This window comes from Salmonella sp. SSDFZ54, from assembly GCF_004010735.1.
GTDB classification, from domain to species: domain Bacteria; phylum Pseudomonadota; class Gammaproteobacteria; order Enterobacterales; family Enterobacteriaceae; genus Salmonella; species Salmonella enterica.
The window spans coordinates 392,826-418,764 of record NZ_CP034819.1 but is presented as its reverse complement, the minus strand read 5'-3'; the positions used below and the strand labels follow the sequence as shown (position 1 = coordinate 418,764).

The 25,939-nt window shown below is 56.8% G+C and carries 29 protein-coding genes; 25 read left to right on the top strand and 4 right to left on the bottom strand.

Going from position 1 to position 25,939, the window contains the following annotated elements; all coding sequences use genetic code 11:
• Nucleotide 1 precedes the first annotated feature (1 nt).
• The 16 genes from eutP (at nucleotide 2) to eutR (ending at nucleotide 14,444) form a co-directional block, all read left to right on the top strand.
• Nucleotides 2-481 (top strand): ethanolamine utilization acetate kinase EutP, encoded by a 480-nt coding sequence (eutP, locus tag EOS97_RS02020; RefSeq protein WP_000820751.1) that lies wholly within the window; start codon nucleotides 2-4, stop codon nucleotides 479-481.
• Nucleotides 459-1,148: an ethanolamine utilization acetate kinase EutQ gene (gene eutQ, locus EOS97_RS02015; RefSeq protein ID WP_000733862.1), complete on the top strand. Its 690-nt coding sequence runs from the start codon at nucleotides 459-461 to the stop codon at nucleotides 1,146-1,148. Before eutP ends, eutQ begins: the two co-directional genes overlap by 23 nt.
• The gene (gene eutT / locus EOS97_RS02010) at nucleotides 1,145-1,948 is read left to right on the top strand and encodes an ethanolamine utilization cob(I)yrinic acid a,c-diamide adenosyltransferase EutT (RefSeq protein WP_000997656.1); all 804 of its coding nucleotides are present in this window, start codon (nucleotides 1,145-1,147) and stop codon (nucleotides 1,946-1,948) included. The genes eutQ and eutT overlap by 4 nt, the downstream gene beginning before the upstream one ends.
• Nucleotides 1,945-2,961: a phosphate acetyltransferase gene (gene pta, locus EOS97_RS02005; protein ID WP_000582928.1), complete on the top strand. Its 1,017-nt coding sequence runs from the start codon at nucleotides 1,945-1,947 to the stop codon at nucleotides 2,959-2,961. Before eutT ends, pta begins: the two co-directional genes overlap by 4 nt.
• 40 nt (nucleotides 2,962-3,001) lie before the next feature.
• Nucleotides 3,002-3,292 (top strand): ethanolamine utilization microcompartment protein EutM, encoded by a 291-nt coding sequence (eutM, locus tag EOS97_RS02000; RefSeq protein WP_000387716.1) that lies wholly within the window; start codon nucleotides 3,002-3,004, stop codon nucleotides 3,290-3,292.
• Between the two features lie 112 nt (nucleotides 3,293-3,404).
• Nucleotides 3,405-3,692 carry an ethanolamine utilization microcompartment protein EutN gene (eutN, locus tag EOS97_RS01995; RefSeq protein ID WP_001522340.1) on the top strand — a complete coding sequence of 96 codons (288 nt, stop codon included), beginning with the start codon at nucleotides 3,405-3,407 and terminating at the stop codon, nucleotides 3,690-3,692.
• An 11-nt stretch (nucleotides 3,693-3,703) separates the two neighbouring features.
• Nucleotides 3,704-5,107: an aldehyde dehydrogenase family protein gene (locus EOS97_RS01990; protein WP_001075644.1), complete on the top strand. Its 1,404-nt coding sequence runs from the start codon at nucleotides 3,704-3,706 to the stop codon at nucleotides 5,105-5,107.
• Nucleotides 5,108-5,117: 10 nt separating this feature from the next.
• Nucleotides 5,118-5,957, top strand: coding sequence for an ethanolamine utilization protein EutJ (gene eutJ, locus EOS97_RS01985; RefSeq protein ID WP_000929670.1), 840 nt, complete (start codon nucleotides 5,118-5,120; stop codon nucleotides 5,955-5,957).
• The gene (gene eutG / locus EOS97_RS01980) at nucleotides 5,947-7,134 is read left to right on the top strand and encodes an ethanolamine utilization ethanol dehydrogenase EutG (protein WP_001147501.1); all 1,188 of its coding nucleotides are present in this window, start codon (nucleotides 5,947-5,949) and stop codon (nucleotides 7,132-7,134) included. The genes eutJ and eutG overlap by 11 nt, the downstream gene beginning before the upstream one ends.
• A 119-nt stretch (nucleotides 7,135-7,253) precedes the next feature.
• Nucleotides 7,254-8,480 (top strand): ethanolamine utilization protein EutH, encoded by a 1,227-nt coding sequence (gene eutH / locus EOS97_RS01975; protein WP_127836109.1) that lies wholly within the window; start codon nucleotides 7,254-7,256, stop codon nucleotides 8,478-8,480.
• Nucleotides 8,477-9,880, top strand: coding sequence for an ethanolamine ammonia-lyase reactivating factor EutA (gene eutA / locus EOS97_RS01970; protein WP_001097526.1), 1,404 nt, complete (start codon nucleotides 8,477-8,479; stop codon nucleotides 9,878-9,880). Before eutH ends, eutA begins: the two co-directional genes overlap by 4 nt.
• A gap of 11 nt (nucleotides 9,881-9,891) precedes the next feature.
• Nucleotides 9,892-11,253 carry an ethanolamine ammonia-lyase subunit alpha gene (eutB, locus tag EOS97_RS01965; RefSeq protein WP_000769990.1) on the top strand — a complete coding sequence of 454 codons (1,362 nt, stop codon included), beginning with the start codon at nucleotides 9,892-9,894 and terminating at the stop codon, nucleotides 11,251-11,253.
• Between the two features lie 18 nt (nucleotides 11,254-11,271).
• On the top strand, nucleotides 11,272-12,168 hold the full coding sequence (gene eutC / locus EOS97_RS01960) for an ethanolamine ammonia-lyase subunit EutC (protein ID WP_000372344.1): 897 nt from the start codon (nucleotides 11,272-11,274) through the stop codon (nucleotides 12,166-12,168).
• Between the two features lie 9 nt (nucleotides 12,169-12,177).
• A complete protein-coding gene (gene eutL, locus EOS97_RS01955; protein WP_001111056.1) occupies nucleotides 12,178-12,837 on the top strand; it encodes an ethanolamine utilization microcompartment protein EutL in 660 nt (219 codons plus the stop codon).
• A gap of 12 nt (nucleotides 12,838-12,849) precedes the next feature.
• The gene (gene eutK, locus EOS97_RS01950) at nucleotides 12,850-13,344 is read left to right on the top strand and encodes an ethanolamine utilization microcompartment protein EutK (RefSeq protein WP_000606272.1); all 495 of its coding nucleotides are present in this window, start codon (nucleotides 12,850-12,852) and stop codon (nucleotides 13,342-13,344) included.
• Between the two features lie 47 nt (nucleotides 13,345-13,391).
• Nucleotides 13,392-14,444, top strand: coding sequence for an HTH-type transcriptional regulator EutR (gene eutR / locus EOS97_RS01945; protein ID WP_000753665.1), 1,053 nt, complete (start codon nucleotides 13,392-13,394; stop codon nucleotides 14,442-14,444).
• 199 nt (nucleotides 14,445-14,643) lie between these two features.
• Here the strand turns inward: eutR and EOS97_RS01940 are convergent, their stop codons facing one another.
• The 4 genes from EOS97_RS01940 to amiA form a co-directional block, all read right to left on the bottom strand.
• Nucleotides 14,644-15,921 carry a DUF1963 domain-containing protein gene (locus EOS97_RS01940; protein WP_000344437.1) on the bottom strand — a complete coding sequence of 426 codons (1,278 nt, stop codon included), beginning with the start codon at nucleotides 15,919-15,921 and terminating at the stop codon, nucleotides 14,644-14,646.
• Nucleotides 15,922-16,049: 128 nt separating this feature from the next.
• A complete protein-coding gene (locus EOS97_RS01935) occupies nucleotides 16,050-16,379 on the bottom strand; it encodes a hypothetical protein (protein ID WP_001194344.1) in 330 nt (109 codons plus the stop codon).
• Nucleotides 16,380-16,399: 20 nt separating this feature from the next.
• On the bottom strand, nucleotides 16,400-17,299 hold the full coding sequence (gene hemF / locus EOS97_RS01930; protein WP_000801342.1) for an oxygen-dependent coproporphyrinogen oxidase: 900 nt from the start codon (nucleotides 17,297-17,299) through the stop codon (nucleotides 16,400-16,402).
• 2 nt (nucleotides 17,300-17,301) lie between these two features.
• Nucleotides 17,302-18,171, bottom strand: a complete 870-nt coding sequence (amiA, locus tag EOS97_RS01925; protein ID WP_000102880.1) for an N-acetylmuramoyl-L-alanine amidase AmiA — start codon at nucleotides 18,169-18,171, stop codon at nucleotides 17,302-17,304.
• 212 nt (nucleotides 18,172-18,383) lie between these two features.
• Between amiA and EOS97_RS01920 the strand changes: the two genes are divergently transcribed.
• The 9 genes from EOS97_RS01920 (at nucleotide 18,384) to cysA (ending at nucleotide 25,874) form a co-directional block, all read left to right on the top strand.
• A complete protein-coding gene (locus EOS97_RS01920) occupies nucleotides 18,384-18,809 on the top strand; it encodes a GNAT family acetyltransferase (protein WP_000406008.1) in 426 nt (141 codons plus the stop codon).
• Nucleotides 18,796-19,245, top strand: coding sequence for a DUF2919 domain-containing protein (locus EOS97_RS01915; protein WP_000842935.1), 450 nt, complete (start codon nucleotides 18,796-18,798; stop codon nucleotides 19,243-19,245). Before EOS97_RS01920 ends, EOS97_RS01915 begins: the two co-directional genes overlap by 14 nt.
• A gap of 61 nt (nucleotides 19,246-19,306) precedes the next feature.
• Nucleotides 19,307-19,882, top strand: a complete 576-nt coding sequence (locus tag EOS97_RS01910) for an RpoE-regulated lipoprotein (RefSeq protein ID WP_000838968.1) — start codon at nucleotides 19,307-19,309, stop codon at nucleotides 19,880-19,882.
• Between the two features lie 94 nt (nucleotides 19,883-19,976).
• Nucleotides 19,977-20,876: a porphyrinogen peroxidase gene (gene yfeX / locus EOS97_RS01905; RefSeq protein ID WP_000084583.1), complete on the top strand. Its 900-nt coding sequence runs from the start codon at nucleotides 19,977-19,979 to the stop codon at nucleotides 20,874-20,876.
• A 237-nt stretch (nucleotides 20,877-21,113) separates the two neighbouring features.
• A complete protein-coding gene (gene ucpA / locus EOS97_RS01900) occupies nucleotides 21,114-21,905 on the top strand; it encodes an SDR family oxidoreductase UcpA (protein WP_000517460.1) in 792 nt (263 codons plus the stop codon).
• A gap of 157 nt (nucleotides 21,906-22,062) precedes the next feature.
• Nucleotides 22,063-23,079, top strand: a complete 1,017-nt coding sequence (cysP, locus tag EOS97_RS01895) for a thiosulfate/sulfate ABC transporter substrate-binding protein CysP (RefSeq protein ID WP_000290278.1) — start codon at nucleotides 22,063-22,065, stop codon at nucleotides 23,077-23,079.
• Nucleotides 23,079-23,912, top strand: a complete 834-nt coding sequence (gene cysT, locus EOS97_RS01890) for a sulfate/thiosulfate ABC transporter permease CysT (protein ID WP_000881745.1) — start codon at nucleotides 23,079-23,081, stop codon at nucleotides 23,910-23,912. Before cysP ends, cysT begins: the two co-directional genes overlap by 1 nt.
• On the top strand, nucleotides 23,912-24,787 hold the full coding sequence (gene cysW / locus EOS97_RS01885) for a sulfate/thiosulfate ABC transporter permease CysW (protein ID WP_000852705.1): 876 nt from the start codon (nucleotides 23,912-23,914) through the stop codon (nucleotides 24,785-24,787). Before cysT ends, cysW begins: the two co-directional genes overlap by 1 nt.
• On the top strand, nucleotides 24,777-25,874 hold the full coding sequence (gene cysA / locus EOS97_RS01880) for a sulfate/thiosulfate ABC transporter ATP-binding protein CysA (protein WP_000021076.1): 1,098 nt from the start codon (nucleotides 24,777-24,779) through the stop codon (nucleotides 25,872-25,874). Before cysW ends, cysA begins: the two co-directional genes overlap by 11 nt.
• Nucleotides 25,875-25,939 lie beyond the last annotated feature (65 nt).

The window sequence follows — 25,939 nt, the reverse complement described above, 5'->3', positions numbered from 1 at the left end:
AATGAAACGTATTGCTTTTGTCGGCGCGGTCGGCGCCGGAAAGACAACGCTTTTTAACGCGTTACGGGGAAATTATTCCCTCGCCAGAAAAACGCAGGCCGTGGAATTTAATGATCATGGCGATATCGATACGCCGGGTGAATATTTTAGCCATCCCCGTTGGTATCACGCCTTAATTACCACGTTGCAGGATGTGGACACGCTGATTTATGTCCACGCGGCAAACGATAAAGAAAGTCGCTTACCTGCCGGGTTATTGGATGTTGGAACCCGTAAACGACATATCGCCGTTATCAGCAAAACGGACATGCCGGATGCCGACGTCGCCGCTACGCGGCAGTTGCTTTGCGAGATTGGGTTCCGGGAGCCGATTTTCGAGCTCAACGGCCACGACCCGCAAAGCGTGCGGCAGTTGGTGGATTATCTGGCGGCTCTCAGTGAACAGGAGGAAGAGGCAGGTGAAAAAACTTATCACAGCTAACGATATTCGTGCGGCCCACGCCCGCGGCGAACAGGCGATGTCGGTAGTGCTGCGCGCCAGCATTATTACCCCGGAGGCTCGCGAAGTGGCGGAACTACTGGGCTTCACGATTACCGAATGCGACGAGCCCGTCCCGGCATCCACATCGGCGCAGTCGTGTAAAAGCGAAAGCCAGCGCATTCGGGAAGCCATCATCGCGCAGCTCCCGGAAGGGCAGTTTACTGAAAGCCTGGTGGCGCAGTTGATGGAAAAAGTGCTGAAGGAAAAGCAGTCGCTGGAACTGGGGACGATGCAGCCGAGCTTTACCTCCGTCACGGGTAAAGGCGGCGTGAAAGTCATTGACGGCAGCAGCGTGAAATTTGGCCGCTTCGACGGCGCCGAACCGCACTGCGTCGGCTTAACCGATCTGGTTACAGAGCAGGATGGCAGCAGCATGGCCGCCGGGTTTATGCAGTGGGACAACGCCTTTTTCCCGTGGACGCTGAACTACGACGAAATCGACATGGTGCTGGAGGGCGAATTGCACGTACGCCATGAAGGCGAAACCATGATTGCCAAAGCCGGAGATGTCATGTTCATCCCTAAAGGCTCCAGCATTGAATTTGGCACGCCAACGTCCGTGCGCTTTCTGTACGTCGCCTGGCCTGCAAACTGGCAATCCGTATGAACGATTTCATCACCGAAACGTGGCTCAGAGCGAATCACACGCTCAGCGAAGGGTCGGAGATCCATCTGCCCGCTGATGCCCGCCTGACGCCCTCGGCCCGGGAACTGCTGGAAAGTCGTCGCCTGCGCATTAAGTTTCTGGATCCGCAAGGTCGGCTGTTTGTCGATGATGACGAACAGCAGCCGCAGCCGGTACATGGCTTAACCAGTAGCGATACGCACCCACAGGCCTGCTGTGAACTGTGCCGCCAGCCGGTGGTGAAAAAGCCCGATACGCTGACCCATCTGACGGCGGACAAAATGGTCGCCAAAAGCGACCCGCGCCTCGGCTTTCGCGCCGCGCTCGACAGCGCCATCGCGCTGACCGTGTGGCTACAAATCGAACTGGCGGAACCCTGGCAGCCGTGGCTTTTCGATATCCGCTCGCGGCTGGGCAACATTATGCGCGCCGACGCTATAGATGAACCGCTGGCGGCTCAGTCTATCGTCGGGCTGAACGAGGATGAGCTGCATCGGCTTTCCCACCAGCCGCTGCGCTATCTCGACCACGATCACCTGGTGCCGGAGGCCAGCCACGGTCGCGATGCGGCGCTGCTTAATCTCCTGCGAACCAAAGTCCGCGAAACGGAAACCCTCGCCGCACAAGTGTTTATTACCCGTAGTTTTGAGGTCTTGCGCCCGGACATTTTACAGGCGCTGAACCGTCTCTCCAGCACGGTTTACGTGATGATGATTTTGAGCGTGGCGAAACATCCGCTGACGGTCGCCCAAATTCAACAACGGTTGGGAGAGAAGCCATGATCATTGAACGCGCCCGCGAACTGGCGGTACGCGCCCCCGCCAGAGTCGTCTTTCCCGATGCGCTGGACGAACGCGTGCTGAAAGCGGCGCATTACCTGCAACAGTACGGTCTGGCTCGCCCCGTTCTGGTCGCCAGTCCGTTTGCGCTGCGTCAGTTTGCCCTGAGTCATCGTATGGCGATGGATGGCATTCAGGTCATCGACCCACACAGCAACCTGAGTATGCGCCAGCGTTTTGCGCAACGCTGGCTTGCCCGTGCCGGAGAAAAAACGCCGCCGGACGCAGTGGAAAAGCTTAGCGACCCGCTGATGTTCGCTGCCGCCATGGTGAGCGCCGGTGAGGCTGATGTGTGTATCGCAGGCAACCTGTCGTCAACGGCGAACGTGCTGCGCGCAGGGCTGCGGGTGATTGGCCTGCAACCCGGGTGCAAAACATTGTCGTCTATTTTCCTGATGCTGCCGCAGTATGCCGGTCCGGCATTAGGGTTCGCCGATTGCAGCGTAGTGCCGCAGCCGACGGCGGCGCAGCTGGCGGATATCGCTCTCGCCAGCGCCGACACCTGGCAGGCCATTACCGGCGAAGAGCCGCGCGTGGCGATGCTGTCATTTTCAAGCAACGGCAGCGCCCGTCACCCCAATGTTGCCAACGTGCAGCAGGCGACAGAGTTCGTTCGCGAACGTGCGCCGCAACTGCTTGTGGACGGTGAATTGCAGTTTGACGCCGCTTTCGTACCGGAGGTCGCCGCGCAAAAAGCGCCTGACAGCCCGCTGCAAGGCCGCGCCAACGTGATGATTTTCCCGTCGCTGGAGGCGGGCAATATTGGCTACAAAATCGCTCAGCGTCTGGGAGGCTATCGCGCTGTTGGGCCGCTAATTCAGGGGCTTGCCGCGCCGCTTCACGACCTCTCCCGAGGCTGTAGCGTGCAGGAAATTATCGAACTGGCGTTGGTGGCAGCCGTGCCGCGCCAGGCTGACGTGAGCCGCGAACGCAGCTTACACACACTGGTTGAATGAACGGTCCCGTTCTGGACCCCTTTAATGAGAGGAAAACACGATGGAAGCATTAGGAATGATTGAAACCCGGGGCCTGGTTGCGCTGATTGAGGCCTCAGATGCGATGGTAAAAGCCGCACGCGTGAAGCTGGTCGGCGTGAAGCAGATTGGCGGTGGCCTGTGTACGGCCATGGTGCGTGGCGACGTGGCGGCGTGCAAAGCCGCAACCGATGCTGGCGCCGCTGCGGCGCAGCGCATTGGCGAGCTGGTCTCCGTACACGTGATTCCACGCCCGCACGGCGATCTGGAAGAAGTGTTCCCGATCAGCTTCAAAGGCGACAGCAACATTTGATGGTAGGCCGGATAAGACGCGCAGCGTCGCCATCCGGCATGAATGCGCGCCATTGCCTGATGGTGCGCAGATTCAAGGCCTACGACCCAACGGGCAATCCATGGAGGCGGATATGAAACTGGCAGTCGTCACAGGACAAATCGTATGTACCGTCCGCCATCAGGGACTGGCGCATGACAAATTGCTGATGGTGGAAATGATCGATGCCCAGGGCAACCCCGACGGGCAGTGTGCCGTCGCTATCGACAGTATCGGGGCGGGAACCGGAGAGTGGGTACTGCTGGTCAGCGGCAGTTCCGCACGCCAGGCGCATCGCAGCGAATTATCACCGGTCGATCTGTGCGTCATTGGCATCGTCGATGAAGTGGTGGCTGGCGGGAAAGTGGTTTTCCATAAATAGGACTGAACATCATGAATCAACAGGATATTGAACAGGTGGTGAAAGCGGTACTGCTGAAAATGAAAGACAGCAGCCAGCCGGCCAGCACTGTTCATGAGATGGGCGTTTTTGCCTCCCTGGATGACGCAGTGGCGGCAGCAAAACGGGCCCAGCAGGGGCTGAAGAGCGTGGCGATGCGCCAGCTTGCCATTCATGCCATTCGCGAAGCGGGCGAAAAACACGCCCGAGAATTAGCGGAACTTGCCGTCAGCGAAACCGGCATGGGACGCGTTGACGATAAATTTGCTAAAAACGTGGCGCAGGCGCGCGGCACGCCGGGCGTCGAGTGTTTATCTCCGCAGGTGCTGACCGGCGATAACGGCCTGACGCTGATTGAAAATGCGCCGTGGGGCGTGGTGGCCTCGGTCACGCCGTCCACCAATCCGGCGGCGACGGTGATCAATAACGCCATCAGCCTGATTGCCGCAGGCAACAGCGTCGTGTTTGCCCCGCATCCGGCGGCGAAAAAGGTCTCTCAGCGGGCAATCACTCTCCTCAATCAGGCGGTGGTCGCCGCCGGTGGCCCGGAAAATTTGCTGGTCACCGTGGCGAACCCGGATATCGAAACCGCCCAGCGGCTGTTCAAGTACCCCGGTATTGGCCTGCTGGTGGTGACCGGCGGCGAAGCGGTGGTGGACGCGGCGCGTAAACATACTAATAAACGCCTGATCGCCGCCGGTGCCGGTAATCCCCCGGTGGTGGTGGATGAGACCGCCGACCTGCCGCGCGCTGCACAATCCATCGTCAAAGGCACGTCGTTTGATAACAACATCATCTGTGCCGACGAAAAAGTGCTGATTGTGGTGGATAGCGTCGCCGACGAGCTGATGCGTCTGATGGAAGGTCAGCACGCGGTGAAACTGACCGCCGCTCAGGCCGAACAGCTCCAGCCGGTGCTGCTGAAGAATATCGATGAACGCGGTAAAGGCACCGTCAGCCGTGACTGGGTCGGTCGTGACGCGGGCAAGATTGCCGCAGCCATCGGCCTGAACGTCCCGGATCAAACGCGCCTGCTGTTTGTTGAAACCTCTGCCAACCATCCGTTCGCGGTGACCGAACTGATGATGCCGGTGCTTCCTGTCGTACGCGTTGCCAACGTTGAAGAAGCCATTGCGCTGGCGGTCCAGCTTGAGGGCGGCTGCCACCACACCGCGGCAATGCACTCGCGCAATATCGACAATATGAACCAGATGGCGAACGCCATTGATACCAGTATTTTCGTCAAAAACGGTCCGTGCATTGCTGGTCTCGGACTGGGCGGTGAAGGCTGGACCACCATGACCATCACCACGCCAACCGGCGAAGGGGTGACCAGCGCGCGTACCTTTGTGCGGCTGCGTCGATGCGTGCTGGTGGATGCGTTTCGCATTGTATAAGGGATGACTCATGGCGCACGACGAACAACTCTGGCTCACCCCAAGACTGCAAAAAGCGGCGGCCCTGTGTAACCAGACGCCCGCCGCCAGCGATACACCGCTGTGGCTGGGCGTCGATTTGGGCACCTGCGACGTGGTGTCGATGGTGGTCGACGGCAACGCCCAGCCGGTGGCGGTATGCCTTGACTGGGCCGACGTTGTGCGTGACGGCATCGTCTGGGATTTCTTCGGCGCCGTCACCCTCGTGCGCCGCCATCTCGACACCCTTGAACAGCAGCTCGGCTGCCGCTTTACCCACGCGGCGACCTCGTTCCCGCCGGGCACCGACCCGCGTATTTCGATCAACGCGCTGGAGTCTGCCGGGTTAGAAGTCAGCCACGTACTGGATGAGCCGACGGCGGTAGCGGATCTGCTGGCGCTTGATAATGCAGGCGTGGTGGATATTGGCGGCGGCACTACCGGCATTGCCATCGTCAAACAGGGCAAGGTGACTTACTCCGCCGATGAAGCCACTGGCGGGCACCATATCTCCCTGACGCTGGCGGGCAACCGCCGTATTCCCCTGGAAGAGGCGGAACAGTACAAGCGCAGCAATGCGCAGGAGATTTGGCCGGTAGTGAAGCCGGTGTACGAAAAGATGGCGGAGATCGTTGCTCGCCACATTGAAGGGCAAGGAATTGCTGATTTATGGCTGGCGGGCGGTTCCTGTATGCAGCCGGGCGTGGAGGCGTTATTTCGCCAGCGTTTCCCGGAGTTACAGGTGCATTTACCGCAGCACAGCCTGTTTATGACCCCGCTGGCGATAGCTAACAGCGGGAGAGCGAAAGCGGAGGGACTCTATGCAAGCTGAACTACAGACGGCGCTATTTCAGGCATTCGACACCCTGAATCTGCAACGGGTGAAAACGTTCAGCGTACCGCCGGTCACGCTGTGCGGGCTTGGGGCGCTCGGCGCCTGCGGCCAGGAAGCGCAAGCGCGAGGCGTAAGCCATCTGTTTGTGATGGTCGACAGCTTCCTGCATCAGGCGGGAATGACCGCGCCGCTGGCACGCAGCCTGGCGATGAAAGGCGTGGCGATGACGGTCTGGCCGTGTCCGCCAGGCGAGCCGTGCATCACCGATGTCTGCGCGGCGGTGGCGCAACTGCGTGAGGCGGCGTGCGACGGCGTAGTGGCCTTTGGCGGTGGTTCGGTGCTGGACGCGGCGAAAGCGGTCGCCCTGCTGGTGACTAACCCTGACCAGACGCTGAGCGCCATGACCGAGCACAGTACATTACGCCCGCGTCTGCCGCTGATTGCGGTGCCGACCACCGCCGGAACCGGTTCTGAAACCACCAACGTGACGGTGATTATCGACGCGGTCAGCGGACGCAAGCAGGTACTGGCACACGCGTCACTAATGCCGGACGTGGCGATTCTTGATGCTGCCGTGACCGAAGGCGTTCCGCCAAACGTGACGGCGATGACCGGTATCGATGCGTTGACGCATGCGATTGAGGCCTACAGCGCGCTCAACGCCACGCCGTTTACCGACAGCCTGGCGATTGGCGCGATAGCGATGATTGGCAAATCGCTGCCGAAAGCCGTGGGTTACGGCCACGATCTGGCGGCGCGTGAAAATATGTTACTGGCCTCCTGTATGGCGGGAATGGCCTTTTCCAGCGCTGGTCTGGGGCTGTGTCATGCGATGGCGCACCAGCCAGGAGCGGCGCTGCATATTCCGCACGGCCAGGCCAACGCCATGCTGCTGCCAACGGTCATGGGCTTTAACCGGATGGTTTGCCGCGAGCGCTTCAGTCAAATTGGCCGGGCGTTAACCAATAAGAAATCGGACGATCGCGATGCGATTGCGGCGGTGAGCGAGCTGATTGCCGAAGTGGGGCAGAGCAAACGGCTGGCTGACGCTGGCGCCAAACCCGAACACTACAGCGCGTGGGCGCAAGCCGCGCTGGAGGATATTTGTCTGCGCAGTAACCCACGCACCGCCACACAGGCACAGATTATCGACCTGTACGCGGCTGCCGGGTAATGCCTGTAGGCCGGATAAGGTGCTCGCACCGCCATCCGGCAATAACACGGCGTTAATGCCGGAGGCGACGTAAACGTCTTATCCGGCTTACAAATCAAAAATGACAGGGAGTAGGGGCTATGGGAATTAACGAAATCATCATGTACATCATGATGTTCTTTATGCTGATTGCCGCCGTGGACAGAATCCTGTCGCAGTTCGGCGGGTCGGCGCGCTTCCTCGGTAAATTCGGCAAGAGTATCGAGGGGTCTGGCGGCCAGTTTGAAGAGGGCTTTATGGCGATGGGCGCTCTGGGGCTGGCGATGGTCGGTATGACCGCGCTGGCGCCGGTGCTGGCGCATGTACTGGGGCCGGTTATTATCCCGGTATACGAAATGCTGGGCGCGAACCCATCCATGTTCGCGGGTACGCTACTGGCCTGTGATATGGGCGGATTCTTCCTCGCCAAAGAGCTGGCCGGCGGTGATGTCGCGGCGTGGCTATACTCAGGGTTAATACTTGGGTCGATGATGGGACCGACCATTGTGTTCTCCATTCCGGTGGCGCTCGGCATTATCGAACCGTCTGACCGCCGCTACCTGGCGCTTGGCGTACTGGCGGGTATCGTCACCATTCCCATTGGCTGCATTGCGGGGGGATTGATCGCCATGTACTCAGGCGTGCAGATCAATGGTCAGCCAGTGGAGTTTACCTTCGCGCTGATCCTGATGAACATGATCCCGGTATTGATCGTCGCGGTGCTGGTAGCGCTGGGGCTGAAGTTCATCCCGGAAAAAATGATCAACGGTTTCCAGATTTTCCCCAAATTTCTGGTGGCGCTGATCACCATCGGTCTGGCGGCTGCGGTGGTTAAATTCCTGTTGGGCTGGGAGTTGATTCCGGGGCTCGACCCGATCTTTATGGCGCCAGGCGACAAACCCGGCGAAGTGATGCGCGCCATTGAAGTGATCGGCTCTATCTCCTGCGTGCTGCTCGGCGCGTATCCGATGGTGCTGTTACTGACCCGCTGGTTTGAAAAACCGTTGATGAATGTCGGTAAACTGCTGAACGTAAATAATATTGCGGCGGCAGGCATGGTAGCGACCCTGGCGAACAATATCCCCATGTTCGGCATGATGAAGCAGATGGATACCCGCGGCAAAGTGATTAACTGCGCATTTGCCGTCTCTGCGGCGTTCGCGCTGGGCGACCATTTAGGCTTCGCCGCTGCCAACATGAACGCCATGATCTTCCCGATGATTGTCGGCAAGCTGATCGGCGGCGTGACGGCGATTGGCGTGGCGATGATGCTGGTGCCGAAAGATGACGCCGCCCAGGTGAAAACCGAAGCGGAGGCGCAATCGTGAACACTCGCCAGCTACTGAGCGTCGGTATCGATATCGGCACCACCACCACGCAGGTGATCTTCTCGCGCCTGGAGTTGGTTAACCGTGCGGCGGTGTCGCAGGTGCCGCGCTACGAATTCATCAAACGCGACATTAGCTGGCAAAGCCCGGTCTTCTTTACGCCCGTGGATAAGCAGGGCGGTCTGAAAGAGGCCGAACTTAAAGCGCTGATTCTGGCCCAGTATCAGGCCGCAGGCATCGCGCCTGAATCGGTGGACTCAGGGGCTATCATTATCACCGGCGAAAGCGCCAAAACCCGCAACGCCCGTCCGGCGGTCATGACGCTCTCGCAGTCGCTGGGCGACTTTGTGGTCGCCAGCGCCGGGCCGCATCTGGAATCAGTCATTGCCGGTCACGGCGCCGGAGCGCAAAGCTTGTCTGAGCAGCGGATGTGCCGGGTGCTGAATATTGATATCGGCGGCGGCACGTCTAACTACGCGCTGTTTGACGCGGGAAAAGTCAGCGGCACCGCCTGCCTTAACGTCGGTGGTCGCCTGCTGGAAACCGACGCTCAGGGGCGCGTGGTTTATGCCCATCAGCCGGGGCAGATGATTATCGATGAGGTATTCGGTTCGGGTACTGATGCTCGCGCCTTAGCTGCCGCACAGTTGGGGCAGGTGGCGCGGCGGATGGCGGATCTCATCGTCGAGGTTATCACTGGCGCGCTCTCGCCGCTGGCGCAATCGCTGATGCAAACCGGGCTGCTGCCCGCCGATATTACGCCGGAGGTGATCACCCTTTCCGGTGGGGTAGGTGAATGCTACCGCAACCAACCTGCCGATCCGTTCTGCTTTTCTGACATTGGGCCGCTGCTGGCGACCGCGCTGCATGAGCACCCGCGTCTGCGCGAGATGAACGTGCAGTTTCCGGCGCAAACCGTGCGCGCCACGGTGATTGGCGCGGGGGCCCATACGCTCTCGCTTTCCGGCAGTACTATCTGGCTGGAAGACGTCCAACTGCCGCTGCGCAACCTGCCGGTGGCGATCCCGCAGGATGACGCCGATCTGGTGAACGCCTGGCGGCAGGCGCTTCTCCAGCTTGATCTCGACCCGCAAACCGACGCTTACGTGCTGGCGCTTCCCGCCACGCTCCCGGTGCGTTACGCCGCATTACTCACGGTCATCAACGCGCTGACGGCTTTTGTCGCGCGTTATCCCAATCCACATCCCCTGCTGGTGGTGGCCGAGCAGGATTTTGGTAAAGCGCTGGGCATGTTATTGCGCCCACAGTTACCGCAACTTCCGCTGGCGGTCATCGATGAGGTGGTCGTGCGGGCGGGAGACTATATCGACATTGGTACGCCTCTTTTTGGCGGATCGGTTGTGCCGGTGACGGTGAAATCACTCGCATTTCCTTCCTGAGGGAACGACTTATGAAACTAAAGACCACATTGTTCGGCAATGTTTATCAGTTTAAGGATGTAAAAGAGGTACTGGCCAAAGCCAACGAACTGCGTTCGGGGGATGTGCTGGCCGGGGTTGCCGCGGCAAGTTCGCAGGAGCGCGTAGCGGCAAAACAGGTACTGTCGGAAATGACGGTGGCGGATATCCGCAACAATCCGGTGATTGCCTATGAAGAGGACTGCGTGACGCGCCTGATTCAGGACGACGTCAACGAAACGGCCTATAACCGGATTAAAAACTGGAGCATCAGCGAACTGCGCGAATACGTACTGAGCGATGAAACCTCCGTGGACGACATCGCGTTTACCCGCAAAGGCCTGACCTCCGAAGTGGTGGCGGCAGTAGCGAAAATCTGCTCCAACGCTGACCTGATCTACGGCGGCAAGAAAATGCCGGTGATCAAAAAAGCCAATACCACCATCGGTATTCCGGGCACCTTTAGCTGCCGTTTGCAGCCGAACGATACCCGTGACGATGTACAGAGTATCGCCGCGCAAATCTACGAAGGGCTTTCTTTCGGCGCAGGCGATGCGGTGATCGGCGTTAACCCGGTGACCGATGACGTGGAGAACCTGACCCGCGTGCTCGACACCGTTTACGGCGTTATCGATAAATTCAATATTCCGACCCAGGGCTGCGTGCTGGCGCACGTCACCACCCAGATCGAAGCGATTCGTCGCGGCGCGCCGGGCGGACTGATTTTCCAGAGCATTTGCGGCAGCGAGAAGGGCTTAAAAGAGTTCGGCGTGGAACTGGCGATGCTCGACGAAGCGCGGGCTGTGGGGGCGGAGTTCAACCGCATCGCCGGGGAAAACTGCCTGTACTTTGAAACCGGGCAAGGGTCTGCGCTGTCGGCTGGTGCGAACTTTGGTGCCGACCAGGTGACGATGGAAGCGCGTAACTACGGGCTGGCGCGCCACTACGATCCGTTCCTGGTGAACACCGTGGTGGGCTTTATCGGGCCGGAGTATCTCTACAACGACAGGCAGATTATCCGCGCCGGTCTCGAAGATCACTTTATGGGCAAGCTGAGCGGCATCTCGATGGGCTGCGACTGCTGCTATACCAACCATGCCGACGCCGACCAGAACCTTAACGAAAACCTGATGATTCTGCTCGCCACTGCCGGCTGTAACTACATCATGGGGATGCCGCTCGGCGACGACATCATGCTCAACTACCAGACCACCGCTTTCCACGATACCGCCACCGTCCGTCAGTTGCTGAATTTACGGCCATCGCCGGAGTTTGAACGCTGGCTGGAAACGATGGGCATTATGGCAAACGGTCGTCTGACCAAACGGGCGGGCGATCCGTCACTGTTCTTCTGATGACGCGGGGATAACATCATGGATCAAAAACAGATTGAAGAAATTGTACGTAGCGTGATGGCGTCAATGGGACAGGACGTACCGCAGCCCGTCGCGCCGTCAACGCAGGCAGGCGCAAAGCCGCAGTGCGCCGCGCCGACGGTGACCGAAAGCTGCGCGCTGGATTTAGGTTCCGCAGAGGCAAAAGCCTGGATTGGCGTCGAGAATCCGCATCGTGCGGACGTGCTGACCGAACTGCGTCGCAGTACCGCTGCTCGTGTATGTACCGGGCGCGCTGGCCCACGTCCACGTACCCAGGCGCTGTTGCGCTTCCTGGCGGATCACTCCCGTTCGAAAGACACCGTGCTCAAAGAAGTGCCGGAAGAGTGGGTAAAAGCGCAAGGGCTGCTGGAAGTGCGTTCGGAGATCAGCGACAAAAACCTGTACCTGACGCGCCCGGATATGGGGCGTCGCCTGAGCCCGGAAGCCATTGACGCGCTGAAGTCGCAGTGCGTGATGAACCCGGATGTGCAGGTAGTGGTCTCCGATGGCCTCTCTACGGATGCGATCACCGCCAACTATGAAGAGATCCTGCCGCCGTTGCTTGCCGGTCTGAAGCAGGCCGGGCTGAACGTCGGCACGCCGTTCTTTGTGCGCTATGGCCGCGTGAAGATTGAAGATCAGATTGGCGAAATTCTCGGCGCGAAGGTCGTCATCCTGCTGGTGGGCGAACGTCCGGGGCTGGGGCAGTCGGAAAGCCTTTCCTGCTACGCGGTCTATTCCCCGCGCGTGGCGACCACCGTCGAGGCCGACAGAACCTGTATTTCAAACATTCATCAGGGGGGGACGCCGCCAGTAGAAGCCGCCGCCGTGATTGTGGATTTGGCCAAACGGATGCTGGAGCAGAAAGCGTCCGGCATCAACATGACCCGTTAAGGAGACATCATGCCTGCATTAGATTTGATTCGACCTTCAGTGACTGCCATGCGCGTGATTGCCTCCGTGAATGACGGCTTTGCGCGGGAACTTAAATTACCGCCACATATACGTAGTCTCGGACTCATCACGGCAGATTCTGATGATGTGACCTATATTGCCGCTGACGAAGCGACCAAACAGGCGATGGTGGAAGTGGTCTATGGCCGCTCCCTCTATGCCGGGGCGGCTCACGGGCCGTCGCCTACCGCCGGTGAGGTGTTGATTATGCTGGGCGGACCGAACCCGGCGGAAGTGCGCGCCGGTCTGGATGCAATGGTCGCCAGCATTGAAAACGGCGCGGCGTTCCAGTGGGCGAACGATGCGGAAAATACCGCATTCCTGGCGCATGTGGTTTCGCGTACCGGCTCGTACCTCTCGTCTACCGCAGGTATCGCGCTGGGCGATCCAATGGCCTACCTGGTGGCACCGCCGCTGGAAGCGACATTCGGCATTGACGCGGCGATGAAATCCGCTGACGTTCAACTGGTGACTTACGTGCCGCCGCCGTCGGAAACCAACTATTCGGCCGCGTTCTTAACGGGAAGCCAGGCCGCGTGTAAAGCCGCCTGCAACGCCTTTACCGACGCCGTGCTGGATATCGCCCGTAACCCTGTCCAGCGTGCGTAACGGAGGCTGCCAATGATCAATGCCCTGGGATTACTGGAAGTGGACGGAATGGTCGCCGCCGTCGATGCGGCGGATGCCATGCTGAAAGCGGCCAACGTGCGTTTGCTCAGTCATCAAGTGCTCGACCCTGGCAGGCTCACGCTGGTGGTGGAGGGCGATCTGGCGGCGTGTCGTGCGGCGCTGGATGCCGGAAGCGCCGCCGCGCAGCGCACAGGCCGTGTGATTAGTCGCAAAGAAATTGGTCGTCCGGAAGAGGACACCCAGTGGCTGGTTGGCGGGTTTGCGCGTGCGACAACGCAGACTGAGAAAGCGCCCCAGGTACCCGCAACGCCTGAGTTCGCTGAAGCGTTACTGGCGCTGCTGGCATCAGTACGCCAGGGAATGACGGCGGGAGAGGTTGCCGCGCATTTTGGCTGGCCGCTGGAGCAGGCCAGAAACGTGCTGGAACAACTCTTTTCTGACGGAGCGTTGCGTAAACGCAGTAGTCGCTATCGCATCAAAAATTAATCTGTCGGAGGGCCGGGCGTCCTGGCGGGCGTCCGGCATAGAAGATCATGAAAAAGACCCGTACAGCGAATTTGCACCATCTTTATCATGAAGCGTTACCCGAAGACGTTAAACTTACGCCCAGAGTCGAGGTGGACAATGTTCATCAGCGACGGACGACGGATGTCTATGAACATGCTCTGACTATCACCGCCTGGCAGCAGATCTACGATCAGTTACACCCGGGTAAATTTCATGGCGAGTTCACGGAAATCCTGCTTGATGAGATTCAGGTGTTCCGTGAATACACCGGCCTGGCGCTGCGTCAGTCGTGTCTGGTTTGGCCAAACTCTTTCTGGTTTGGTATTCCGGCGACGCGCGGCGAACAGGGATTTATCGGCGCGCAGGGGCTCGGCAGCGCCGAGATTGCCACCCGACCGGGAGGCACCGAGTTTGAACTGAGCACGCCGGATGATTACACCATTCTGGGCGTCGTTATCTCGGAAGATGTTATTTCCCGTCAGGCCACGTTTTTGCATAACCCGGAAAGGGTGCTGCATATGCTGCGTAACCAGTTAGCGCTGGAGGTAAAAGAGCAGCATAAAGCGGCGCTGTGGGGCTTTGTGCAGCAGGCGCTGGCCACCTTCAGCGAGAGTCCTGAAACCCTGCATCAACCTGCGGTGCGTAAGGTCTTGAGTGATAATTTATTGCTGGCGATGGGCACGATGCTGGAAGAGGCGAAGCCGATTCATAGCGCCGAAAGCATCAGCCATCAGGGATATCGTAGGCTACTGTCGCGGGCGCGGGAATATGTGCTGGAAAATATGTCGGAGCCGCTGACGGTGCTCGACTTATGTAACCAGCTACACGTAAGCCGTCGCACGCTGCAAAATGCGTTTCACGCCATTTTGGGCATAGGCCCCAATGCGTGGCTGAAACGTATTCGCTTAAACGCAGTACGCCGGGAGTTGATTAGCCCGTGGTCGCAGAGCGCCACGGTCAAAGATGCCGCGATGCAGTGGGGATTCTGGCATCTGGGGCAATTTGCCACCGATTATCAGCAATTATTTGCCGAAAAACCGTCGTTGACGCTGCATCAACGGATGCGGCAATGGGCTTGATATTGATGGGTAGGCTCTCCGGTTGCTGATAACGTGCGCGTGTCGGGAATTGCCCGGTGGCGGCTGGCGCCTTACCGGGCCTACGGATTCGCTGCTGTCTGTGGTTGGTAGCCCGGACAAGGCACGCCAGCGCCGCCTCCGGGGAAGCGCGCGCACAACGTGCAAAATAGTTTTGTCATCAGGTCATGAGGATGAGCGTTTATGTTTGCTGATAAGACGTTGCCGTTGTTTGGCAGGAGGGGCAGATAAACCCATAAAGCATTCCTTCCGCATATTCCTCTTCCTCGATATCTTCATAGCTTAGCTGCGCAAGAAACATCATCGTTTGCGCGCACGTTGGGCACGTGGGATAGTCTGCATCCTGAACCCATGCGGGATGGCCGCCGAGCTGTGAGAAGGTGGTGGGTAAAAATATTTCAGCAGCGAATAGCGGCAAACGGGATTCCCCGGGGTGCAGAACATCAAGCGGTAGCGTTATCCAGTCAGAGGAATTCTCCACCGCCAGCGTCGAGAGCGCATTTTTTTCGCACCATCGCGGCTGGCCTTGTGGATCGACGGTGGCGAAAACGGTGTTATATGCCGTACAACACTGACAGGTCAGAATACGAATTTGACCGGGCCAACCCTGCGTGCTGAGGCCGACGGCGCTCGGCGCAACCTCAAACAGATTGATTAGCGGCAGGGAACAGTGTGGGCAGTTTTCACCATATTCTGCGACGGCGCGAAAAACGGCAGGCTGTTCAGGTGCCTGTTTTACCAGATGGGTACATTGCGTAAAGTAAAGATCGCGCCTGCGGCCATTTTCAGTGAGCTCCCATCCCGCCTGGTGAGCATAGCGATGAGGGAGGATATGAAGTGAAGCACTCCACGCAGGTGGTTCCTGGCGCCAGCGGTTAAAATGCTCAACGACAACCTCATCGCCAATCCAGGCCAGGGCGCAAAGAATGCCGTCACGGTTTTCGTCATCGGTTTCCACCTTCTGCAAAAGCGCGTCGCGTACGTCAGGCGGCGCACGGTGAAAAGGTAGGGGTGAAGAGAGCTCCAGTTCTTCTTCATTTATTACCTGGCGCAGGAAATTATCCAGATTGGCCCGGGTAAATGCCGCCAGGCACAGCGCAATTTCCTGAGCTTCCTCCTGCCATCCGGAATCAAATAATTCTTCTGCATAATCGACCATGTCGCGGCTTTCATCATCGGAGAGCTTTTTGTAAAGCTCATCGGTCGGAATGGGGCAGGGAATCCACTCGATTAACGGATCGTGTTCCCGGGGTTCATGAACGAGTTTAAGCATTTCAACAGGGTTGGTAATGCCACTGAACGCGTCGATCGTTTTTCTGTTTTTCCGGATATATTCTTCCTGCTCTTGCCGATAGCGCGCCTGGACGCAGGGCATACAATAGCCCTCCGTGCGGGCAGCCGTTGCTGGCAGGATGAAGTGTGAGCATTGCGGGTTTTTACAAGGAATACGCTCGTCCATGCGGTAGTGCTCCACTGCAAATTCTACGAGTGCTTACTGTACTGTTTTACTAATGATAACGGCAGCGGGCGGTTATCCGAATTCTTTATCTACAATGAACTCGTTTATTTCTACGAGCCTGCTTTTATTCAACGGCCAACCGGATAGGCGATAAACAAACCGGCTATCGTCAAAATACATGACAGTAGGCATAGCAAGATACAGTTAACGCTTTTACGCGGAATATGAATAATAAAGCAGAGTAATGCTATCAGGGCCATGACCACAGGGATGGTCACCATATTGATAACCAGAAGCACGATCAGACCGAAGCTTACCCCTCCGCTATGAGGGATGAATATTCTTTCTTCAAAATATATTTCTAGCGTAATGGCAAGCAGGCAGCCAATAAAACTTATACCCAGATGGGGATGCCATTTGGCGTCACTGGTTACTACTTTCCGTGTATTTGTTTGCATTGTTTTACTTTATAAATAAGTTAAATCCAGTCGCGTACCTGAATAAACTCGCTCAGCGCCGCTTCCGGGCTACCCGCTTCTGGCTGCCAGTCGTATTCCCAGCGCACCAGCGGCGGCATCGACATCAGGATAGATTCAGTGCGCCCGCCGGTTTGCAGACCAAACAGGGTGCCTCTGTCCCACACCAGGTTGAACTCCACGTAGCGCCCGCGGCGATAAAGTTGAAAATTACGCTCCCGCTCTCCCCAGACCATCGCTTTGCGTCGTTCGACAATCGGTAAATACGCCTGGGTGTAGCCGTTACCGACCGCCTGCATAAAGGCGAAGCAGTGGTCGAAATCCGGCGTATTCAAATCGTCAAAAAACAGGCCGCCGATACCGCGCTGCTCGTTACGATGCTTGAGGAAAAAGTAGTCGTCGCACCACTTTTTATAGCGCGGATACACATCGTCGCCAAACGGCTGACACAGGTCGCGGGCGGTGCGGTGCCAGTGAACGGCATCCTCTTCAAAGCCGTAGTAGGGCGTTAAATCGAACCCGCCGCCAAACCACCACACCGGATCGGCGCCCGGTTTTTCGGCAATAAAAAAGCGCACGTTAGCATGGCTGGTGGGAATATACGGATTGTGCGGATGCACCACCAGCGATACGCCCATCGCTTCAAAGCTACGCCCGGCGAGTTCTGGCCGATGCGCGGTGGCGGACGCGGGCATTGCATCGCCGTGAACGTGAGAGAAATTAACGCCCGCCTGTTCGAAAATCCCGCCGTTGCGTAATACCCGGCTGCGTCCGCCGCCGCCCGCTTCGCGTCGCCAGCTATCTTCGACAAAGTTTGCGCCATCCACAGCGGATAACGTTTGGCAAATATCATCCTGCAGGCGTAGCAGAAACTGTTTTACGTGATGTGCATCGGGTTTCATGATTACCGTTTCTTCGTGTGTGCTTTCTGGTTATCAAACCAGTGAAAATAACTGATGATGCCGTTGGCGATCGCCGTAGCGATTTTCTGGCGAAACGCCGTCGTGCCCAGCAGGCGTTCTTCTTCCGGATTGGTAATAAACGAGGTTTCGACCAGTACCGACGGAATTGACGGTGATTTTAGCACCACGAAAGCCGCTTGTTCGGTAGTGCGGCTGTGTAATTTATGTATAGGTTTGATTTTCTTGAGAATATGCGAACCCAGCGTCAGACTGTTTTTAATCGTATCGGTTTGCACCAGATCAAACAAAACTTGTTGTAATAGATGATCCCGGTCAGTGGCTTTTTTACCCGCCACTTCGTCCGCGCGGTTTTCACGCTCGGAGAGATACTTCGCCATGGCGCTACTGGCCCCGCGGTTGGAAAGCGCAAAAACGGAAGCGCCCGCCGCTTTCGGGTTGGTAAAACCATCGGCATGAATGGACATAAACAGATCCGCGCCGTGCTTATGGGCGATTTCCACCCGATCGTACAGCGGAATAAAGGTATCCCCTGTCCGGGTTAAACGCGCATCGATTCCGTGATTTCGCAAAATAGCGCGTACGTTTTTGGCAATTGCCAGTACGACGTGTTTTTCCTGAGAACCGTTGCGGCCAATCGCGCCGGTATCGATGCCGCCGTGTCCGGGGTCGAGCATCACCAACCGTTTACTGCCGGTTTTTTTGGTTTTGGGTTTGCTGTGACCATTACTGGTTTTTAGCGTTTCTTCTTTGGCTATTGCGTGCGACATACCTGACAGCGTCAGGGCCGCCAGACCTGTTTTGAGTACCTGGCGGCGCGAAGTGAGAGTTTTTAGGAGTTTAAAAGTGCTCATACGGCCTGAGTTGTGAAAATTAAGTTCAAGATGTTATATCGTATCGCGTAATCCGTTACGACGGTTGGTGATGAGAATTGTTTTACTTTTCATTTCAATACGTGACACATCGCCATTATGCCATTTTTTCCGCTACATCGCGTCAGATATTGGCTGAATCAGATGTTTGCGCCATAATCTTGGTTTTTCCACCCGAAAAGGCAACGAATACCATGGAAATACGCGTTTTTCGCCAGGAAGATTTCGAAGAGGTGATTACCCTCTGGGAGCGTTGCGACCTGCTGCGTCCATGGAACGATCCTGAAATGGATATTGAACGCAAGGTGAATCACGATGTCAGCTTGTTCCTCGTTGCGGAAGTTAGCGGCGAAGTCGTCGGTACGGTAATGGGCGGTTATGACGGGCATCGCGGCTCGGCGTATTACCTGGGCGTTCACCCGGAGTTCCGCGGGCGCGGCATTGCGAATGCGTTGCTTAACCGGCTGGAAAAAAAACTCATCGCCCGCGGGTGTCCGAAAATCCAAATTATGGTGCGCGATGATAACGACGTTGTGCTGGGCATGTATGAACGTCTGGGGTATGAGCATTCTGACGCCCTAAGTTTGGGTAAACGCCTGATTGAAGATGAAGAGTACTGAGTTTCATCCAGCCGATTATGATGTACACGGACGTTTACGCCTGCCGTTTCTGTTCTGGTGCGTACTGCTACTTCAGGCGCGCGCCTGGGTACTCTTTGTCATTGCCGGTTCATCCCGTGGACAGGGTAATACTTTGTTAAACTTTTTTTATCCCGACCATGATAATTTTTGGCTGGGGCTGTTGCCCGGCGTTCCGGCGGTAGTGGCGTTTTTACTCAGCGGGCGGCGTGAAGCGTTTCCTGGTGTGTGGCGCTGGCTGCGCGGATTCCTGATCCTCGCTCAACTGGTGTCGTTGTGCTGGCTGCCGGTGATGTGGCTGGGTGGCGACCCGGTCAACGGCGTCGGGCTGGCGCTGCTGCTGGCGGACATCGTCGCGCTGATCTGGCTGTTAACCAATCAACGTTTGCGTGCCTGTTTTTCCCTTGAGAAAGAATAACGGCACTTTTTGGCGAACCCGTACTCCAACCAACGTTAATTAATAAAAGAAAGGAAGTGAGATGAAATCGCTGCGTTTGACTTTACTCGCACTGCCGCTGGCGCTGACCGGCTGCTCGACGCTCTCCTCGGTCAACTGGTCTGCCGCAAATCCATGGAACTGGTTTGGTTCCTCGACAGAAGTCACTGAGCAAGGCGTGGGAGCGCTGACCGCCGCCACGCCGCTGGAAGAACCGGCTATTGCAGAGGCATTAGATGGCGATTATCGCCTGCGTAGCGGTATGAAAACCGATAACGGCAACGTGGTGCGCTTTTTCGAAGCGATGAAGGGCGACAATGTCGCGATGGTGATCAACGGCGAGCAGGGAACCGTGAGCCGTATTGATGTGCTGGACAGCGATATCCCAACCGCCGCGGGGGGCAAAATCGGTACGCCGTTTAGCGACCTTTACAGCAAAGCGTTTGGTCACTGCGAGCCGGTTTCCAGCGATAGCCATACCAGCGTCGAATGTAAAGCCGAGGGAAGTCAGCATATTAGCTATGTTTTCTCCGGCGAGTGGAGCGGACCGGAAGGCTTAATGCCTCCTGATGACGTCTTAAAAAACTGGGACGTGCGCAAAATTATCTGGCGTCGTTAATTTGCGCCTGAACAAACCGCTTCGCTTAAAAACAAGGTAAAATAGCCTCCATTAATGCCACGACTGCGTGGCATTCTCATTTTCAGGAGGAATCATGTCTCAGGTTCAAAGTGGCATTTTGCCGGAACATTGCCGTGCGGCAATTTGGATTGAAGCCAATGTAAAAGGCGACCTGGACGCCCTGCGCGCGGCCAGCAGAACATTTGCCGATAAACTGGCGACCTTCGAAGTCAAATTTCCGGACGCCCATCTTGGGGCCGTTGTGGCGTTTGGCAACAATACCTGGCGTGCCCTGAGTGGCGGCGTCGGGGCGGAAGAACTGAAAGATTTTATTCCTTATGGTAAAGGACTGGCGCCAGCCACGCAGTATGACGTGCTGATCCATATCCTTTCCCTGCGCCACGATGTGAATTTTTCTGTTGCTCAGGCGGCGATGGAAGCCTTCGGCGACTGTATCGACGTGAAAGAAGAAGTTCACGGCTTCCGTTGGGTGGAAGAACGCGATCTGAGCGGCTTTGTCGACGGGACAGAGAACCCGGCGGGCGAAGAGACGCGCCGTGAAGTGGCGGTGATCAAAGATGGCGTGGATGCTGGCGGCAGTTATGTGTTCGTGCAGCGTTGGGAACACAATCTCAAGCAACTTAACCGGATGAGTATTCACGATCAGGAGATGATGATCGGGCGTACCAAAGAAGCCAATGAAGAGATTGACGGCGATGCGCGTCCGGCAACATCTCACCTGAGCCGCGTCGATCTCAAAGAAGATGGCAAAGGGCTGAAGATTGTGCGCCAGAGCCTGCCATACGGCACCGCCAGCGGTACTCATGGTCTCTATTTCTGCGCTTACTGCGCACGCCTGCACAATATCGAACAGCAGCTTCTGAGTATGTTCGGCGATACCGACGGTAAACGCGACGCGATGCTGCGCTTCACCAAGCCGGTGACTGGCGGCTACTATTTTGCGCCGTCGCTGGATCGCCTGTTAGCGCTATAAGGTAAAACCCTGTCGGATGGCAGCGCAAACGCTTTATTCGACCTACGATTGGTAGGCCTGATAAGCGCAGCGCCATCAGGCAGAACAGCATAAAAATGCCCATCCCCGCCTCCGCGGGGATTTTTTTACCTAATATTTACCTGAATTAGTGAGCTATTCCTCAGCACTTATTTGTTATTACTGTATTTTCAGTGTTAATGGAGTGTAAGACTCCATATTCAAAAGGAGACATTGAAAATGGGTAAACTCACGGGCAAGACAGCATTGATTACGGGCGCATCGCAGGGCATTGGCGAAGGGATCGCTCGCGTATTCGCACGCCACGGCGCGAACTTAATCTTGCTGGATATCTCCGATGAGATTGAAAAGCTGGCGGATGAGCTGGGCGGGCGCGGGCATCGCTGTACTGCCGTTAAGGCTGACGTCAGAGATTTTGCTTCGGTGCAGGCGGCGGTTGCGCGCGCCAAAGAGACTGAAGGTAGAATTGATATTTTGGTGAATAACGCTGGCGTGTGCCGTCTGGGCAACTTCCTCGATATGAGTGAAGAAGATCGCGATTTCCACATTGATATTAATATTAAAGGTGTCTGGAACGTCACCAAAGCCGTCCTGCCGGAGATGATTAAACGTAAAGATGGCCGCATTGTGATGATGTCTTCCGTCACGGGAGATATGGTGGCGGACCCGGGTGAAACGGCCTATGCGCTGTCAAAAGCCGCCATTGTCGGTTTAACCAAATCGCTGGCGGTAGAGTATGCGCAGTCCGGTATTCGCGTGAATGCCATTTGCCCCGGTTATGTAAGAACGCCGATGGCGGAAAGCATTGCCCGTCAGTCTAACCCTGACGATCCGGAATCGGTATTAACGGAAATGGCAAAAGCTATTCCGCTACGCCGTCTTGCCGATCCGCTGGAAGTAGGGGAACTGGCGGCATTTCTGGCTTCCGATGAGTCCAGCTATCTTACCGGAACGCAAAACGTCATTGATGGCGGCAGTACCCTGCCTGAAAGCGTAAGCGTAGGCGTCTGATTGATGCCGGTCTCCTCCCCGCGCCGCGTGGGGAGGGATTCTCTTATTCCCTTTTCAACTTTCAAATCATCAAACGGTATATAAAACCGTTACTCCTTTAGCGCTGGTTATAAATATGATGACCATAAGAAAGTCATTAAATTTATAAGGGTGCGCAATGGCCGTTAACTTACTGAAAAAGAGACCCCTGACGCTGGCAGCAATGCTGTTACTGGCAGGGCAGGCGCAGGCAACGGAGCTGCTGAACAGCTCATACGATGTCTCCCGCGAGCTGTTTGCCGCCCTTAACCCGCCGTTTGAGCAACAATGGGCGAAGGATAACGGCGGCGATAAGCTGACGATTAAGCAGTCTCATGCCGGGTCATCAAAACAGGCGCTGGCGATTTTGCAGGGACTGAAGGCAGACGTCGTGACCTACAATCAGGTGACCGACGTACAGATTCTCCATGATAAAGGCAAACTGATCCCTGCCGACTGGCAAAGCCGTCTGCCGAACAACAGTTCGCCATTCTATTCCACGATGGGCTTCCTGGTGCGCAAGGGGAACCCGAAAAATATTCACGACTGGAGCGATCTTGTACGTTCCGACGTGAAGCTGATTTTCCCTAACCCAAAAACCTCCGGCAACGCCCGTTACACGTATCTGGCGGCATGGGGCGCAGCGGATAACGCGGACGGCGGCGATAAAGCCAAAACCGAACAGTTTATGACCCAGTTCCTGAAAAACGTCGAAGTGTTTGATACCGGCGGTCGCGGCGCTACGACTACCTTTGCCGAGCGTGGTCTGGGCGATGTGCTGATTAGTTTTGAATCGGAAGTGAACAACATCCGCAAACAATATGAAGCCCAGGGATTTGAAGTGGTGATCCCGAAAACGAACATTCTTGCTGAATTCCCGGTTGCCTGGGTGGATAAAAACGTGCAGGCCAACGGCACAGAAAAAGCCGCCAAAGCTTACCTGAACTGGCTGTATAGCCCGCAGGCGCAGACCATCATTACCAATTACTACTACCGCGTGAGTAACCCGGAAATCATGGGCAAGCAAGCAGATAAATTCCCGCAGACCGAACTGTTCCGCGTGGAAGACAAGTTTGGCACGTGGCCTGAGGTGATGAAAACGCACTTTGCCAGCGGCGGCGAGCTGGACAAACTGTTGGCGGCGGGGCGTAAGTAATGCTTGCCGTTTCTTCCCGACGCGTGCTGCCCGGCTTTACGTTAAGCCTCGGCACCAGTTTGCTGTTTGTCTGCCTGATCCTACTGTTGCCGTTGAGCGCGCTGGTGATGCAGCTCTCACAGATGAGCTGGGCGCAATACTGGGATGTCGTGACCAACCCTCAGGTGGTGGCTGCCTATAAAGTGACGCTACTGGCGGCATTTGTAGCGTCGATTTTTAACGGCGTGTTTGGCCTGTTGATGGCGTGGATTTTGACCCGCTACCGTTTTCCAGGGCGCACGTTGCTGGATGCGCTGATGGATCTGCCGTTTGCGCTGCCGACAGCGGTGGCGGGGTTAACGCTGGCCTCGCTGTTCTCAGTGAACGGTTTCTACGGTCAGTTTCTAGCGCAGTTTGATATCAAAGTGACCTATACCTGGCTCGGTATTGCGGTGGCGATGGCCTTTACCAGCATTCCATTTGTGGTACGCACCGTCCAGCCGGTACTGGAAGAGCTGGGGCCGGAATATGAAGAAGCGGCACAAACGCTGGGGGCCACCCGCCTGCAAAGTTTTCGCAAAGTCGTGCTGCCTGAGCTGTCGCCTGCGCTGATTGCCGGCGTGGCGCTCTCTTTTACCCGTAGCCTTGGCGAGTTTGGCGCGGTGATTTTTATCGCTGGAAATATTGCCTGGAAAACAGAAGTGACCTCGCTGATGATTTTTGTGCGTTTGCAGGAGTTTGATTACCCCGCCGCCAGCGCCATTGCCTCGGTGATCCTTGCGGCGTCACTGCTGCTGCTGTTCTCAATTAACACTCTGCAAAGTCGCTTTGGTCGACGTGTGGTAGGTCATTAATGGCGGAAGTGACTCAATTGAAGCGATACGACGTCCCCCGTATTAACTGGGGAAAATGGTTTCTGATTGGCGTCGGGATGCTGGTTTCGGCGTTTATCCTGCTGGTGCCGATGATTTACATCTTCGTGCAGGCGTTCAGCAAAGGGTTAATGCCGGTACTGCAAAATCTGGCCGATCCGGACATGCTGCACGCCATCTGGCTGACGGTGTTGATTGCCTTGATCGCAGTGCCGGTGAATCTGGTGTTCGGTATTCTGCTGGCGTGGCTGGTGACGCGCTTTAACTTCCCCGGACGTCAGCTACTGCTGACCCTGCTGGATATTCCCTTTGCCGTCTCACCGGTGGTGGCTGGTCTGGTTTATCTGTTGTTTTATGGTTCCAACGGCCCGTTGGGCGGCTGGCTGGATGAGCATAATTTGCAAATGATGTTCTCCTGGCCGGGGATGGTACTGGTCACTATTTTTGTCACCTGCCCGTTTGTGGTGCGCGAACTGGTGCCAGTGATGCTCAGCCAGGGCAGTCAGGAAGATGAGGCGGCGATTTTACTGGGCGCATCCGGCTGGCAAATGTTTCGCCGCGTGACGTTGCCGAATATTCGCTGGGCGCTACTCTACGGCGTGGTGTTAACCAACGCCCGCGCGATTGGCGAGTTTGGCGCGGTGTCGGTGGTGTCCGGCTCGATTCGCGGCGAAACGTTATCGCTACCGTTACAGATTGAATTACTGGAGCAGGACTACAACACCGTCGGCTCCTTTACCGCCGCCGCATTGTTGACGCTAATGGCGATTATTACCCTGTTTTTGAAGAGCATGTTGCAATGGCGTCTGGAGAATCAGGAAAAACGCGCGCAACAGGAGGAAAATCATGAGCATTGAGATCGCCAGAATTAAGAAATCCTTTGGTCGCACTCAGGTACTGAATGATATCTCGCTGGATATTCCTTCCGGCCAGATGGTTGCCTTGTTGGGGCCGTCAGGTTCCGGCAAAACGACGCTGCTGCGCATTATTGCCGGGCTGGAGCATCAGTCCAGCGGTCATATTCGTTTCCACGGTACGGACGTTAGCCGCCTGCACGCGCGTGAGCGTAAAGTCGGTTTTGTGTTTCAGCACTATGCGCTGTTTCGCCATATGACGGTGTTTGACAACATCGCTTTTGGCCTGACGGTGCTGCCGCGACGCGACCGCCCAACTGCGGCGGCGATTAAAACGAAAGTGACGCAATTGCTGGAGATGGTGCAACTGGCGCACCTCGCGGATCGCTTCCCCGCCCAGCTTTCCGGCGGACAAAAACAGCGCGTGGCGCTGGCGCGCGCGCTTGCCGTAGAACCGCAAATTCTACTGTTGGATGAACCCTTTGGCGCGCTGGATGCCCAGGTACGTAAAGAGTTACGTCGCTGGTTGCGCCAGCTACATGAAGAACTGAAATTCACCAGCGTCTTTGTCACCCACGATCAGGAAGAGGCGACGGAAGTGGCGGATCGGGTGGTGGTGATGAGTCAGGGCAATATCGAACAGGCTGATGCGCCGGATCGAGTGTGGCGTGAACCGGCAACTCGCTTCGTACTGGAGTTTATGGGCGAGGTGAACCGCCTGACAGGCACCGTCCGCGGCGGGCAGTTTCACGTTGGCGCGCATCGCTGGCCGCTGGGTTATACGCCCGCGTACCAGGGGCCGGTCGATCTGTTCCTGCGTCCGTGGGAGGTGGATATTAGCCGCCGCACCAGCCTGGATTCTCCGCTACCAGTACAGGTCATTGAGGCCAGCCCGAAAGGTCACTATACACAGTTAGTGGTACAGCCGCTGGGGTGGTATCACGATCCGCTGACGGTGGTGATGGCGGGTGAGGATGTTCCGGTTCGCGGCGAGCGTTTGTTTGTTGGACTGCAAAAAGCGCGTCTGTATAACGGCGACCAGCGTATTGAAACGCGTGAAGAGGAACTTGCTCTGGCGCAATCGGCCTGATAGGTTAATTTGTATAGTTATCGCCCGGTGGCGCTACGCATACCGGGCTTTTTTACGAGCTGAAA

What these genes read in the sequence shown, in the direction of transcription:
- eutP (WP_000820751.1), top strand. Translation starts at nt 2, where the DNA reads ATGAAACGTATTGCTTTTGTCGGCGCGGTCGGCGCCGGAAAGACAACG.
- eutT (WP_000997656.1), top strand. Translation starts at nt 1,145, where the DNA reads ATGAACGATTTCATCACCGAAACGTGGCTCAGAGCGAATCACACGCTC.
- pta (WP_000582928.1), top strand. Translation starts at nt 1,945, where the DNA reads ATGATCATTGAACGCGCCCGCGAACTGGCGGTACGCGCCCCCGCCAGA.
- eutM (WP_000387716.1), top strand. Translation starts at nt 3,002, where the DNA reads ATGGAAGCATTAGGAATGATTGAAACCCGGGGCCTGGTTGCGCTGATT.
- eutN (WP_001522340.1), top strand. Translation starts at nt 3,405, where the DNA reads ATGAAACTGGCAGTCGTCACAGGACAAATCGTATGTACCGTCCGCCAT.
- EOS97_RS01990 (WP_001075644.1), top strand. Translation starts at nt 3,704, where the DNA reads ATGAATCAACAGGATATTGAACAGGTGGTGAAAGCGGTACTGCTGAAA.
- eutJ (WP_000929670.1), top strand. Translation starts at nt 5,118, where the DNA reads ATGGCGCACGACGAACAACTCTGGCTCACCCCAAGACTGCAAAAAGCG.
- eutG (WP_001147501.1), top strand. Translation starts at nt 5,947, where the DNA reads ATGCAAGCTGAACTACAGACGGCGCTATTTCAGGCATTCGACACCCTG.
- eutH (WP_127836109.1), top strand. Translation starts at nt 7,254, where the DNA reads ATGGGAATTAACGAAATCATCATGTACATCATGATGTTCTTTATGCTG.
- eutB (WP_000769990.1), top strand. Translation starts at nt 9,892, where the DNA reads ATGAAACTAAAGACCACATTGTTCGGCAATGTTTATCAGTTTAAGGAT.
- eutC (WP_000372344.1), top strand. Translation starts at nt 11,272, where the DNA reads ATGGATCAAAAACAGATTGAAGAAATTGTACGTAGCGTGATGGCGTCA.
- eutL (WP_001111056.1), top strand. Translation starts at nt 12,178, where the DNA reads ATGCCTGCATTAGATTTGATTCGACCTTCAGTGACTGCCATGCGCGTG.
- eutK (WP_000606272.1), top strand. Translation starts at nt 12,850, where the DNA reads ATGATCAATGCCCTGGGATTACTGGAAGTGGACGGAATGGTCGCCGCC.
- eutR (WP_000753665.1), top strand. Translation starts at nt 13,392, where the DNA reads ATGAAAAAGACCCGTACAGCGAATTTGCACCATCTTTATCATGAAGCG.
- EOS97_RS01940 (WP_000344437.1), bottom strand. Translation starts at nt 15,921, where the DNA reads ATGGACGAGCGTATTCCTTGTAAAAACCCGCAATGCTCACACTTCATC.
- EOS97_RS01935 (WP_001194344.1), bottom strand. Translation starts at nt 16,379, where the DNA reads ATGCAAACAAATACACGGAAAGTAGTAACCAGTGACGCCAAATGGCAT.
- hemF (WP_000801342.1), bottom strand. Translation starts at nt 17,299, where the DNA reads ATGAAACCCGATGCACATCACGTAAAACAGTTTCTGCTACGCCTGCAG.
- amiA (WP_000102880.1), bottom strand. Translation starts at nt 18,171, where the DNA reads ATGAGCACTTTTAAACTCCTAAAAACTCTCACTTCGCGCCGCCAGGTA.
- EOS97_RS01920 (WP_000406008.1), top strand. Translation starts at nt 18,384, where the DNA reads ATGGAAATACGCGTTTTTCGCCAGGAAGATTTCGAAGAGGTGATTACC.
- EOS97_RS01915 (WP_000842935.1), top strand. Translation starts at nt 18,796, where the DNA reads ATGAAGAGTACTGAGTTTCATCCAGCCGATTATGATGTACACGGACGT.
- EOS97_RS01910 (WP_000838968.1), top strand. Translation starts at nt 19,307, where the DNA reads ATGAAATCGCTGCGTTTGACTTTACTCGCACTGCCGCTGGCGCTGACC.
- yfeX (WP_000084583.1), top strand. Translation starts at nt 19,977, where the DNA reads ATGTCTCAGGTTCAAAGTGGCATTTTGCCGGAACATTGCCGTGCGGCA.
- ucpA (WP_000517460.1), top strand. Translation starts at nt 21,114, where the DNA reads ATGGGTAAACTCACGGGCAAGACAGCATTGATTACGGGCGCATCGCAG.
- cysP (WP_000290278.1), top strand. Translation starts at nt 22,063, where the DNA reads ATGGCCGTTAACTTACTGAAAAAGAGACCCCTGACGCTGGCAGCAATG.
- cysT (WP_000881745.1), top strand. Translation starts at nt 23,079, where the DNA reads ATGCTTGCCGTTTCTTCCCGACGCGTGCTGCCCGGCTTTACGTTAAGC.
- cysW (WP_000852705.1), top strand. Translation starts at nt 23,912, where the DNA reads ATGGCGGAAGTGACTCAATTGAAGCGATACGACGTCCCCCGTATTAAC.
- cysA (WP_000021076.1), top strand. Translation starts at nt 24,777, where the DNA reads ATGAGCATTGAGATCGCCAGAATTAAGAAATCCTTTGGTCGCACTCAG.